11 protein-coding genes and 1 pseudogene are annotated in these 12,462 nt (G+C 62.2%); 10 read left to right on the forward strand and 2 right to left on the reverse strand.

The features are described from left to right. Positions 1–77: 77 nt before the first annotated feature. From P3R82_RS27890 to P3R82_RS27920, 7 genes and pseudogenes are all read left to right on the forward strand, one after another. Complete coding sequence (locus P3R82_RS27890) at positions 78–1,391, forward strand: sugar ABC transporter substrate-binding protein (protein ID WP_183902529.1); 1,314 nt, start codon at positions 78–80, stop codon at positions 1,389–1,391. Between the two features lie 155 nt (positions 1,392–1,546). Next, the gene (locus P3R82_RS27895; protein WP_183902530.1) at positions 1,547–2,419 is read left to right on the forward strand and encodes a sugar ABC transporter permease; all 873 of its coding nucleotides are present in this window, start codon (positions 1,547–1,549) and stop codon (positions 2,417–2,419) included. 11 nt (positions 2,420–2,430) lie between these two features. Further along, positions 2,431–3,255, forward strand: a complete 825-nt coding sequence (locus tag P3R82_RS27900) for a carbohydrate ABC transporter permease (RefSeq protein ID WP_183902531.1) — start codon at positions 2,431–2,433, stop codon at positions 3,253–3,255. A 12-nt stretch (positions 3,256–3,267) separates the two neighbouring features. Next, on the forward strand, positions 3,268–4,266 hold the full coding sequence (locus P3R82_RS27905; protein ID WP_283196102.1) for an ABC transporter ATP-binding protein: 999 nt from the start codon (positions 3,268–3,270) through the stop codon (positions 4,264–4,266). 102 nt (positions 4,267–4,368) lie between these two features. Further along, the gene (locus P3R82_RS27910) at positions 4,369–5,850 is read left to right on the forward strand and encodes a mannitol dehydrogenase family protein (protein ID WP_283196103.1); all 1,482 of its coding nucleotides are present in this window, start codon (positions 4,369–4,371) and stop codon (positions 5,848–5,850) included. Between the two features lie 77 nt (positions 5,851–5,927). Next, positions 5,928–6,617 carry an HAD family hydrolase gene (locus P3R82_RS27915; protein ID WP_183902534.1) on the forward strand — a complete coding sequence of 230 codons (690 nt, stop codon included), beginning with the start codon at positions 5,928–5,930 and terminating at the stop codon, positions 6,615–6,617. Continuing rightward, a pseudogene (locus P3R82_RS27920) lies at positions 6,617–8,199 on the forward strand (FGGY-family carbohydrate kinase). Before P3R82_RS27915 ends, P3R82_RS27920 begins: the two are co-directional and overlap by 1 nt. 53 nt (positions 8,200–8,252) lie before the next feature. On the opposite strand, the gene P3R82_RS27925 reads toward P3R82_RS27920, so the two are convergent. Next, positions 8,253–9,107 carry a MurR/RpiR family transcriptional regulator gene (locus tag P3R82_RS27925; RefSeq protein WP_283196104.1) on the reverse strand — a complete coding sequence of 285 codons (855 nt, stop codon included), beginning with the start codon at positions 9,105–9,107 and terminating at the stop codon, positions 8,253–8,255. A 220-nt stretch (positions 9,108–9,327) separates the two neighbouring features. Between P3R82_RS27925 and P3R82_RS27930 the strand changes: the two genes are divergently transcribed. Further along, the gene (locus P3R82_RS27930) at positions 9,328–10,041 is read left to right on the forward strand and encodes a sulfate transporter family protein (RefSeq protein WP_283196105.1); all 714 of its coding nucleotides are present in this window, start codon (positions 9,328–9,330) and stop codon (positions 10,039–10,041) included. Positions 10,042–10,101: 60 nt separating this feature from the next. Here the strand turns inward: P3R82_RS27930 and nth are convergent, their stop codons facing one another. After that, complete coding sequence (gene nth / locus P3R82_RS27935) at positions 10,102–10,884, reverse strand: endonuclease III (RefSeq protein ID WP_283196106.1); 783 nt, start codon at positions 10,882–10,884, stop codon at positions 10,102–10,104. 22 nt (positions 10,885–10,906) lie between these two features. Between nth and P3R82_RS27940 the strand changes: the two genes are divergently transcribed. Together P3R82_RS27940 and P3R82_RS27945 are read left to right on the forward strand one after the other, a co-directional pair. Then, complete coding sequence (locus tag P3R82_RS27940) at positions 10,907–11,419, forward strand: DUF2244 domain-containing protein (protein ID WP_283196439.1); 513 nt, start codon at positions 10,907–10,909, stop codon at positions 11,417–11,419. 80 nt (positions 11,420–11,499) lie between these two features. Next, a complete protein-coding gene (locus P3R82_RS27945; RefSeq protein ID WP_283196107.1) occupies positions 11,500–12,372 on the forward strand; it encodes a bifunctional helix-turn-helix domain-containing protein/methylated-DNA--[protein]-cysteine S-methyltransferase in 873 nt (290 codons plus the stop codon). Positions 12,373–12,462: the final 90 nt, after the last annotated feature.

Raw genomic sequence — 12,462 nt, forward strand, 5'->3', positions numbered from 1 at the left:
TGACATTTATCGCTTGTCGTTGAGTAATTGCCCATGAGCAAAGCGAATGCTCGCTAACATCTTCTGGGAGGAAGATCATGACATTGAAAACTTTTCTGCTCGGTGCCTGCTCCGTTCTGGCGTTCGCGGGCATGGCTTCGGCTGAAACGCTGACGATCGCGACCGTCAACAACGGCGACATGGTCCGCATGCAGGGCCTGACCGCCGAATTCACCAAGGCCAACCCCGATATTCAGGTCGAGTGGGTAACCCTTGAAGAAAACGTCCTGCGCGAGCGCGTGACGACCGACATCGCCGCCGGCGGTGGTCAATATGACATCGTCACCATCGGCAATTACGAAGTTCCGATCTGGGCCAAGCAGAAGTGGCTGCTGCCGCTCGACGGCCTCGGCGACAAGTATGACGTGGACGACCTGCTTCCGGCGATCCGCGGTGGCCTTTCGATGGACGGCAAGCTTTATGCGGCACCGTTCTACGGTGAATCCGCGATGATCATGTACCGCAAGGACCTGTTCGAAAAAGCCGGTCTGACCATGCCGGAAACCCCGACCTGGGAATTCATCGCCGACGCTGCCCGCAAGATCACCGACCGCAAGGCCGACGTGTCCGGCATGTGCCTTCGCGGCAAGGCCGGCTGGGGCGAAAACATGGCCTTCGTTTCGGCCCTGAACAACTCGTTCGGCGGTCGCTGGTTCGATGAGCAGTGGAAGCCGCAGTTCGATCAGCCGGAGTGGAAGGCTTCCCTGCAGTTTTATGCCGACCTGATGAAGGATGCCGGCCCGTCCGGTGCTTCCTCCAACGGCTTCAACGAAAACCTGACGCTGTTCCAGCAGGGCAAGTGCGGCATGTGGATCGACGCGACCGTCGCCGCATCCTTCGTATCGAACCCGAAGGACTCGAAGGTTGCCGACAAGGTCGGTTACGCCATCTTCCCGAACAAGGAAGGCGTAGACAACCACGGCAAGTGGCTGTGGTCGTGGAACCTCGCCGTACCGGCTTCCTCGAAGAAGGCTGAATCGGCGCAGAAGTTCATTGCCTGGGCAACCAGCAAGGAATACACAGCGCTCGTCGCTTCCAAGGAAGGCTGGGCAAACGTTCCTCCGGGCACGCGTACCTCGCTCTACAAGAACGAAGAGTACACCAAGGCTGCTCCGTTCGCCGCGCCGACGCTTGCCGCGATGGACGCTGCCGACATCACCAAGCCGACCGTCAAGCCGGTGCCTTACACCGGTGGCCAGTTCGTCGCGATCCCTGAATTCCAGGCTCTCGGCACCACGGTCGGTCAGCTGTTCTCGGCTGTCATCGCCGGCCAGTCCACGGTCGACGACGCGCTTGCCGCCGCTCAGGCAACGGCAACCCGCGACATGACCCGCGCCGGTTACATCAAGTAACAGGTCCTCCCCGGGACATGTGGCTGCCCGACTGATCGGGCAGCCACACCCGCCGCCCGCGGCAAAAGCGCTTAAAGCCATAACAAGAAGATGAAACCGTGCGTGCGCCTCCCGCAGAGGCGATGCGCGTGGCCACTCAAGGGAGGGTCGCTGAAATGGCAACGCAGAATACGAAGACGTTGGCGCGGCTGATGATGGCGCCCTCCGTCATTGCCCTGTTGGTCTGGATGGTCATACCGCTGTCGATGACGCTGTATTATTCCTTCCAGAACTACAATCTCCTGACGCCGCAAAACGTCAGCTTCGGTGGTTTCTTCAACTACCAGTATTTTTATACCGATCCGGCCTTCTTTACCGCGATCTGGAACACGCTGATCCTGGTTGTCGGCGTGCTGGCCATCACGGTCATCGGCGGCATCGCCATCGGTCTTTTGCTCGACCAGCCGATTTTCGGCCAGGGCATCGTGCGCATTCTGGTGATCTCGCCCTTCTTCGTAATGCCGCCGGTGGCGGCGCTGATCTGGAAGAACATGATCATGCACCCGTCCTATGGGGTGCTGGCCGATATCGCGAAATTCTTCGGGCTGCAGCCGGTCGACTGGTTTGCGCAGTATCCGCTGTTGTCGGTTATCATCATCGTTGCGTGGCAGTGGCTGCCCTTTGCGACGCTGATCCTTCTGACGGCCCTGCAGTCGCTTGACGGCGAGCAGAAGGAAGCCGCCGAGATGGACGGCGCCAATTTCGTCAACCGTTTCATCTACCTGACGCTGCCGCATCTTTCCCGCGCCATCACGGTCGTCATCCTGATCCAGACGATCTTCCTGCTCGGCATCTATGCGGAAATCCTGGTCACCACCAATGGCGGCCCCGGTTACGCCTCCACCAACCTGACCTTCCTGATCTACCGCACCGCGCGTCTCGGTTATGACGTGGGCGGCGGTGCAGCGGGCGGTATCATCGCAGTCGTTCTCGCCAATATCGTCGCCTTCTTCCTGATGCGCGCCGTCGGCAAGAACCTGGACAAGTAGGAGAGACGGTCATGGCTCGCAAATCCACCACGCAAAGCAAGATCGCCTGGACCATCCTTGCCTGGGTCGTTGCCCTGGTGATCTTCTTCCCGATCCTCTACGCGGTCATCACCAGCTTCAAGACGGAGCCGGAAGCGATCGACGGGTTCAGCCTGATCCCGTCGGGCACGTTCGAGAACTACATCACGGTGCAGACGCAGCGCGATTACTTCAAGCCGTTCATGAACTCGGTTGTCCTGTCGGTCGGTTCGACCATTCTCGCCCTCATCTTCGCCATTCCGGCGGCATGGGCGATGGCATTCGCACCCGGCAAGCGCACCAAGGACATCCTGATGTGGATGCTGTCGACCAAGATGATGCCGGCGGTCGCGGTGCTTCTGCCGATCTACATCCTGTTCCGCAATTTTGGCCTGCTCGATACCCGTACCGGCCTGACGATCATGCTGACGCTGATCAACCTGCCGATCGTGGTGTGGATGCTCTACACATACTTCCGCGAAATTCCGGGCGAGATCCTGGAAGCGGCCCGTATGGATGGCGCCAATCTGTGGAAGGAAATCGTCTACGTGCTGACGCCGATGGCGGTGCCGGGCATTGCCTCGACGCTGCTCCTCAACATCATCCTTGCCTGGAACGAAGCCTTCTGGACCATCCAGCTGTCGACCACCAACGCGGCACCGCTGACGGCCTTCATCGCCTCGTTTTCTTCGCCGCAAGGTCTGTTCTGGGCCAAGCTTTCGGCGGCCTCCACCATGGCGATTGCGCCGATCCTCATCCTCGGCTGGTTCAGCCAGAAGCAACTCGTTCGCGGCCTCACGTTTGGCGCGGTTAAGTAAGGAATTGGTCTCATGGGCAGCATTACTCTCAAGAACGTCCAGAAGCACTTTGGCGAGGCCAAGGTCATCCCGTCTGTCGATCTGGAAATCACCGATGGCGAGTTCGTCGTCTTCGTCGGTCCGTCGGGCAGCGGCAAGTCCACGCTTCTGCGCCTGATCGCCGGTCTGGAAGACGTCACCGGCGGCACGATCACCATCGACGGCAAGGATGTGACGGAAGCGGCCCCGGCCGCGCGTGGCCTTGCCATGGTGTTCCAGTCCTACGCGCTCTATCCGCATATGAGCGTGCGCAAGAATATCGCCTTCCCGCTGAAGATGGCGAAGATGGAACAGTCGAAGATCGACAAGAAGGTCGAGGATGCCGCCCGTGTCCTTAACCTCTCCGATTATCTCGAACGCCGTCCCGGCCAGCTTTCCGGTGGTCAGCGCCAGCGTGTCGCCATCGGCCGCGCCATCGTGCGCGAACCGTCGGCCTTCCTGTTCGACGAACCGCTGTCCAACCTCGATGCGGCTTTGCGCGGCACGATGCGTCTGGAAATCAGCGACCTGCACAACCAGCTGAAAACGACGATGATCTACGTCACCCACGACCAGATCGAAGCCATGACCATGGCCGACAAGATCGTCGTTCTCAATCGCGGCAATATCGAGCAGGTCGGTTCGCCGATGGAACTCTACAACACGCCGCGCAACCTGTTTGTCGCCGGCTTTATCGGTTCGCCGCGCATGAACCTGATCGAAGGTGCATACGCACAGTCGAATGGCGCCAAGACCGCCGGTATCCGCCCCGAACACCTGACGCTGTCCAAGGAAAGCGGGCTTTGGAAGGGCACGGTTTCGGTTGCCGAACATCTTGGCGCCGACACGTTCCTGCATCTCGATGTCGATGGCATCGGCAAGATGACGGCGCGCGCCAGCGGCGAATTCGGCGCCCATCACGGCGACACCGTCTACCTGACACCAGACAAGTCCCGTGTTCACAGGTTCAACGAGCAGGGCCTTGCCATCTGAGCGTGGTTTTAGGGGTGGGGAAGAGAGCGCGTGCCGGACGAGGTGCCCGGCGCGCCGATACCGGGGTCGATAGACCCTGAAGACCTTCAAGAGGACTGAGACATGACGTGCAAACTATCGCTGGCAACGCTTTCCGACGCGGCCAAGACGGCCGCTGTACCGGCCTATGAGCGGGCGTCGCTGAAGGCGGGCATCGTGCACTTCGGCGTCGGCAACTTCCACCGCGCCCACCAGGCAATCTATCTCGACGACCTGTTCAACAAGGGCGAGGCACATGACTGGGCAATCATCGGCGCCGGCATTCTGCCGTCGGATGCCGCCATGCGCGACAAGCTCGCCGCCCAGGATTTCCTGACAACCGTCGTCGAGCAGGACAACAACAAGACCTCGGCGCGCGTCACCGCGCCGATGATCGACATCCTGCCTGTTGGCGACGCGAAGACCATCATCGCCAAGCTCGCCGACCCCGAGATCCGCATCGTCTCGATGACGATCACCGAGGGCGGCTACTTCATCGACGCATCCGGCAAGTTCAATCCTGATCATCCGGCAATCGCGGCCGACGGCAAGAACCCCGCCGACCCGAAGACTGTCTTCGGCCTGATCGTGGCCGGTCTCAAGGCGCGCAAGGACAAGGGCCTCGTGCCGTTCACCGTCATGTCGTGCGATAACATTCCGCACAACGGCGTCGTCACCCGCAACGCCGTGGTCGGCACGGCGGCGCTGTCGGATTCCGCCTTCGCAGAGTGGATCAAGACGAACGTCGCCTTCCCGAACGCCATGGTCGACCGCATCACGCCGGCCACCGGCCAGCGCGAGATCGATCTCCTGAAGGACGTCTTCGACATCGAGGACAACTGGCCCGTCTATTGCGAAGAGTTCAAGCAGTGGGTGCTGGAAGACAAGTTCACCGCCGGCCGTCCGGCGCTGGAGAATGTCGGCGTCACCTTCGTGCCCGATGTCACGCCCTACGAGCACATGAAGATCCGCATCCTCAACGGCGGCCATGCGGCGATCGCCTATCCGGCGGCGCTGATGGATATTCATTTCGTGCACGACTCGATGGAAGATCCGCTGATCCGCGCCTTCCTCGCCAAGCTCGAGAAGGACGAGATCATCCCGATCGTGCCGCCGGTGCCGAATACTTCGCTGACTGATTATTTCGCGCTGATCGAGCATCGCCTGCTCAACCCGAAGATCGCCGACACCATCCCGCGCCTAGCGCAGGACGGCTCGAACCGCCAGCCGAAATTCATTCTGCCGTCGACGCTCGACAACCTGAACCAGGGCCGCGACGTCGTCGGCCTGTCGCTGGTTTCGGCTTTGTGGTGCCGCTACTTCGCCGGCAAGACCGATACCGGCCAGGACATCGTCTTCAACGATGCCAGCGCCGACCGGCTGCATGCGGCGGCGCTGAAGGCCAAGGACGATCCGATGGCGTTCCTCGCCTTCGACGACATCTTCGGCGACGTGGCGAAGTCCGAGCTCTTCCGCAAGCGCTTCGCGCATGCGCTGAAGACGCTGTGGGAAAAGGGTACGCGCGAGACGCTGCAGCTTTACCTCGACAACAAGCTCGCGGCATAAGCATCAGGCGGCGGACGCTCCCCGCCGCTATCCACCCATCTTTGCCTGCAATGTCTTGAACCCTGATTGGATGTGTCATGGCTGATGCTGAAACACGGCTTGTGATCTTCGACTGCGACGGCGTCCTCGTCGACAGCGAGCCGATCTCCGTCACGGTTCTCGTCAAGGCCATGAATGATCTCAACGTGCCGATCACCGAGGACGAGGTGTATGGCCGGTTCCTCGGGCGCAGCCTCGCGACCGTGATCGAGACGATGAAGACGGAGTACAACGTCCATCCGGGCGAAGCCTTCCTCGAGCAGATCCGCACCGATCTCTATGCGCGCTTCCGCACCGAGTTGAAGCCGATCCACGGCATCGCCGATACGATCGATGCGCTCGACATTCCCTGCTGCGTCGCTTCGTCCAGCCAGGTCGAACGCATCCGCCTGTCGCTGACCGTTACCGGGCTGATCGACCGGCTGCCGAATATCTTCAGCGCCTCGATGGTGAAGAACGGCAAGCCGGCGCCGGATCTGTTTCTGCATGCGGCGAGAGAGATGAACATCGCTCCCGTCAACTGCGTGGTGATCGAGGACAGTCCGGCCGGCATCGAGGCCGCCAAGGCCGCGGGCATGACGGTGTTTGCCTTCACCGGCGGCTCGCATGCCAATTTCGCCGGCTATCGCGACGAGCTTGACCGCCTTGCCCCCGACGCTACGTTTGACGTCATGCCGGATTTGATACACCTTATCAAAAAACATCAGCGGGACGGGAACGACCTTTAATGCCTCAGCATGTGGTTGCTGTTGATATCGGCACGGGCAGTGCACGCGCCGGCGTCTTCGATGCGCGCGGCCAGCTGCTGGGCAAGGCCGATCATCCGATCATCATGAACCGGCCCCGCGAGAACCACGCCGAGCACGATTCCGAGGACATATGGTCGGCGGTGTGCATCGCCGTGCGCCGCGCGATGGAGCAATCGGGCGCCGCACCCGAGAGCGTCGGCGCGATCGGTTTCGACGGCACCTGTTCGCTTGTGGTCCGGGATATCGATGGCGGGCAGATCAGCGTGTCGACGGGCGGCGAGCGGCGGTTCGACACCATCGTCTGGCTCGATCACCGGGCGCTGAAGGAAGCGGATTTCTGCACGGCAACCGGCCACGAGGTCCTGGAGCATTCGGGGCATTTCATGTCGCCCGAGATGGAAATGCCGAAGCTGATGTGGCTGAAGAAGAAGCTTCCCGGCACATGGGCGAATACCGGCTATCTCTTCGACCTCGCCGATTTCATGACCTGGAAGTCCACCGGCTCGCTGGCGCGCTCGCGCTGCACGCTGACGTCCAAGTGGAACTATCTGGCTCATCTCAAGGATGGCTGGCGCAAGGATTTCCTCGAACAGATCGGTCTCGAGGACCTGCAGGCGCGCGGGCGTCTGCCCGACGACACCATTGCTGTCGGCGGTAGCGTCGGAACGCTGACGAAGGAGGCTGCCTCGGCGCTTGGGCTGACCACGGACTGTCACGTCTCCTCCGGCATGATCGACGCCTATGCGGGCGCGCTGGGCGCGCTCGGCGGAAGCGCGCATGATCCGGAGCAGCTGGAGCGGCAGCTGGCGCTGATCGCCGGCACGTCGAGCTGCATCGTCTCGTTTTCGCGCAAGCGGCGTCCGAGCCACGGCATGTGGGGGCCTTATTACGAGGCCGTGTTTCCCGGCACCTGGCTGGTAGAGGCCGGACAGTCGGCGACGGGGGCATTGCTCGACCATGTCGTCAGGATGCATGCGGCCGGGGGCGAGCCGACGGCGGCGTTGCACCAGAAGATCGTGTCGCGGATATCGCAGCTGCGCGCGGAGGAGGGGATGCCTTCGGCGCCAGGATTTTCGTGCTGCCGGATTTTCACGGCAACCGCTCGCCGCTTGCCGATCCGCACGCGGTCGGCGCGGTTAGCGGGCTGACGCTCGACACCTCGTTCGACGGACTCTGCGCGCTTTACTGGCGCACCGGCGTGGCCATCGCGCTCGGCATCCGTCATATTCTTGAGCGGATGAAGGAATACGGCTACGCGCCCGACACGCTGCATGTGGCGGGCGGGCATGTGAAGAACCCCGTGCTGATGGAGCTCTATTCGGATGCGACGGGCTGCAAGGTCGTGGTGCCGAAGATGAATGAGGCGGTGCTTCTGGGAACCGCGATGGCGGCCTCCGTCGCCTGTGGTCTGCATGAAGATCTCGCCGCGGCGGGTTCGGCCATGTATGCCGGCGGCGACGTGCACATGCCCGACGAGAGCAAGCGCGCGCTTTACGATCGCGACTATCGCCGGCTGCTCGCGATGTACCGCCATCGCGCCGAGCTCGAGGCGATGGAATAACTCTGTTCTTGAAAAGCTGATCCGGCGAAGCCTCCGTTGAGGCTGCTTGTCGCCTACCGGTTCGGATCCTCGCCGAGCATGACGCTGAATTCTGTCATGCGTCCGGCACGGGCGACGGCCTCTTCGCCGACGGCGCTGACAACCGCCGAGGACAGGCAATCGAGAAGCGCGATCACCGGCGGCAGGTTGTCCTGTTCTCCCGGCCGGGTCGGGGGGAGCGGCAGGATGAGATTGGCCTGATCGAGCACCCAGTTGGCGCTCTGGGCGCTGATCAGAACGACCTTGTATCCGTAGCGCCGGGCGATGCGCGCCAGGAGGCGGGCCTTCTTGAAGCGCTGGCTGTCGATGATCACAAGCAGCGCCCCTTCGCCGCTGACGCGCGCGAAGAGTTCGGCAAAACGGTTGCCGCTGCCGTCGAGCGCGTGCACGCCGTCGCGCGCCTGCGTCAGGCGCTGGCTGAAATGCGTGGCGAAGCTCGCCTGCGAGACATGGGTGGCGATGAACACCTCGCTTGCCGCGCGGATCATCGCCACCGCGTCGCTCCAGTGCTGTTGTCCGGTGAGATGATAGATGTGGTGGAGCGCCTGGATCTGCTCGGCGACGAGCACGGCGAGCGGCTTTCCGTCGGCTGCATCGACCTGCAGTTCCGACATCGACGCCTGCATCTGCGTGGCCGAAACGCCGCCGACGTCGCGGATCTGGACCTTGACGCTGTCGAGCCCCTGATAGCCAAGCGCCCGCAGGAAACGGCCGACGGTCATCGGGCTCAGATCCAGCCGGTCGGCCACGGAGGCGGCGGTTTCGAACGGAAGATCGCTCAAGTGTTCGGTGAAATATTTCGCGATGCGACGTTCGGCGGGCGTGCCGGATTTCGCGTATTGGCGGAGCTTCTGGACAAAGTCTTCCACGGTAGCCGTCCCGATTTTTGGGTGGTGTTTCCTGTCAGCTTGAAACAAATCCCTGCGCACGTAAATATTCGCAGCGCCCTGCAAGTAATCTTAGATGCTGATTTAAATATATATTATGAAAGGCTTTTGAACAACAATTCCGTCGATTTAGCGAAATAATTTCAGCCTTGCCGTTCAAAGATCAGATTCCTACATCATCGCCACAACCGGAGACGTCACAATGATTCTCGAAGCGGCTCGCCTTTCCATCACCAATCTTTTCGCCGCGCAAACGCGGTCGGTGTTCTGGAAAGTGCTCGGGCTCACCGTGCTCGCGCTGATCGGCCTGTGGCTGGCGCTGCGCAGCGCCTTCATGGCTTTCGTGTTTCCCTGGCTCGCCAGCTTCTTTCCTGCCATGCCCGATTGGGCCGGCTGGCTGGGCTTCGTCCTCGCCATCATGGCGGGGATCGGGCTGGCGCTGGGGCTTGCGCTCCTGCTCTCGCCGGTGACGGCGCTGATCGCCGGCCTGTTTCTCGACGATGTCGCCGAGGTTGTGGAGAAGCGCGATTATCCTGACGACGTGCCAGGCACCGCCATGCCGCTCGGCCCGGCCATGCTGAGCTCGATCAAGTTCCTCGGCGTCGTCGTCGCCGGCAATGTCGTGGCGCTGTTCCTGCTGTTCATCCCCGGCGTCAATCTCGTCGCCTTCTTCATGGTCAACGGCTACCTGCTCGGCCGGGAATTCTTCGAGTTCGCCGCCATGCGCTTCAGGTCACCGGCCGAGGCGCGGCTGTTTCGCCAGGAACATGCGCCGACGGTGTTTCTCGCCGGCCTCGTCATCGCCGCTTTCCTGGCCATCCCGATCGTCAACCTGCTGACGCCGCTGTTTGCCGCGGGCATGATGGTGCACCTGCACAAGCTGCTGTCGCGCAAGCAGCTCGGCGTTCGGGTCTAAAGCATGTCGCGCAAAAGCGTGCAGCGGTTTTGCGGCACCGACATGCGATAGAGCAAAGCCCTATTCGACGGCCTCGCCGATCACCTGCGGCGGTAGCTCGACCAGTGGCGCCGGGATGTCGCAGCTCTTTTCGGGCGAGCGACAGAGATCGGCGATGACGCAGTGCTCGCATTCGGCGCGGCGAGCCTTGCAGGTGTAGCGGCCGTGCAGGATCAGCCAATGGTGGGCGTGGTAGAGGTAGCGCTTGGGCACCACCTTCATCAGCCGTTCTTCCACCTCGTCGGGCGTCTTGCCCGGCGCCAGCTTGATGCGGTTGGCGATGCGGAAGATATGCGTGTCGACGGCCATGGTGGCCTGGCCGAAGGCCATGGAGAGCACGACGTTGGCGGTCTTGCGGCCGACGCCCGGGAGCATCACCAGCTCGTCGCGCGTCTGAGGCACCACGCCGCCGAAGACATCGACCAGCATCCGCGACAGGGCGATCACGTTCTTCGCCTTGTTGCGATAGAGGCCGATCGTCTTGATGTAATCGCGCACCTTCTCCTCGCCGAGATCGAGCATCTTCTGGGGCGTGTCGGCGACCTTGAAGAGCGCGCGCGTTGCCTTGTTGACGCCGGCATCGGTCGCCTGCGCCGAGAGCGCGACCGCGACGACGAGCGTGAAGGGATTGCTGTGTTCCAGCTCGCCCCTGGGCTCCGGCCGCTGCACGGAGAAGCGGCGGAACATCTCCTCGCGCTCGGCCTCGCTATAAACGGAGCGGACGGTCGCCTTCTTCTTGCGGCGAACGACGATTTTTTCGGGCTGCGACGACGTGGCGGAGGATTTGAGTTTCGGACTGGACATGGACAATCTATACTCGCCAGCCATGATGGAAAGCAACGCCGACAGCGCTGATCAGCAGGCGGTTCTGGACCAGCCGGTATTTTCAGCCGAGCTCTTTCCCCACCGGTCGCTCGGCCGAACGGGGTTCAGAGTGGTTCTGCTGCTGACGGGCGGCTTTTTCCTGTTTTACGGCCTGCTCTTCATCGTTACCGGCGCCTGGCCGATCGGCTTCTTCTTCGGTCTCGATTTCCTGCTGCTCTACGGCGCCTTCCGGCTGAACTACCGCGCGGCGAGGGCGCGCGAAATGGTGACCGTGTCGCGCACCGATATCGCGGTGCGCAAGGTCGCGCCGTCGGGGCGTATGGTCGAGCATCATTTCAATCCGTTCTGGACGCGCTTTTCCGTGCGCCGCGACGAGGAGATCGGCATCCTGTCGATGCATATTTCCGGCGAGGGACGGGCGACCGATATCGGCGGCTTTCTCAATCCCGACGATCGCGAAAGCTTCGCCAAGGCCTTCAGGCGGGCGCTGGCGACGGTCAAGCAGCGTATCTGACGATCATCTGATTCAGGCGCAAGAATCGGGTGGCCTCAGCCATTCCGCTTGACTATCTCCTTGTGACAAGGAGAAAGATCATGAACATGGTAGCCAAGCTGAACCAAGACATCACGCCCGATGGTCCCGACTACGAGACCGTCCGCCAGGTGATCGAGCTGATCACCGAGGATTACCGTGAGCAGCCGTCGCTGGAAGCGATCGCCATGCGTCTCAATCAATCGCCGACGCAACTGCAAAAGACCTTCACCCGCTGGGCCGGCCTTTCGCCCAAGGCCTTCCTGCAGGCGGTGACGCTCGATCATGCCAAGCGGCTGCTGCGCAAGGAGGAGCTGCCCTTGCTGGAGACCTCCTTCGAGGTCGGTCTGTCAGGCCCCGGGCGGCTGCACGATCTCTTCGTCACGCACGAGGCAATGTCTCCGGGCGAATGGAAGGCGCGGGGCGGCGGACTGACGATCCGCTACGGCTTCCATCCCTCGCCCTTCGGCATCGCGCTTGTGATGATCACCGACCGCGGCCTCGCCGGCCTTGCCTTCGCCGATATCGGCGACGAAACCGCGTGTCTCGAGGACATGACCTGCCGCTGGCCGAACGCCGATTACGTCGAGGACCGCGACGCGACGGCTCCTTACGCCTCGCGCATCTTCCAGCCCGGCCGCTGGACCTCGGACCAGCCGCTGCGGGTCGTGCTGATCGGCACCGATTTCCAGGTGCAGGTCTGGGAGAGCCTGTTGAAGATCCCTTTCGGCAAGGCGGTGACCTATAGCGACATCGCCAGCGACATCGGCCGTCCGACGGCGATGCGGGCGGTGGGGGCGGCCGTGGGCGCCAACCCGATCTCCTTCGTGGTGCCGTGTCACCGGGCGCTCGGCAAGAGCGGCGCGCTGACGGGTTATCACTGGGGGCTGACGCGCAAGCGGGCGATGCTGGGGTGGGAGTCGGCGCACGCTTGAGTGTGGTTGGGATGGATGGGGTTGTGGGTGCAGCCCCTCATCCCCGGTGCAACTTTGTTGCACCTGAAACCTTCGGGCCACCTTCTCCCC

Source organism: Rhizobium sp. AN80A, assembly GCF_030053015.1.
Taxonomy (GTDB): Bacteria; Pseudomonadota; Alphaproteobacteria; order Rhizobiales; family Rhizobiaceae; genus Rhizobium; species Rhizobium metallidurans.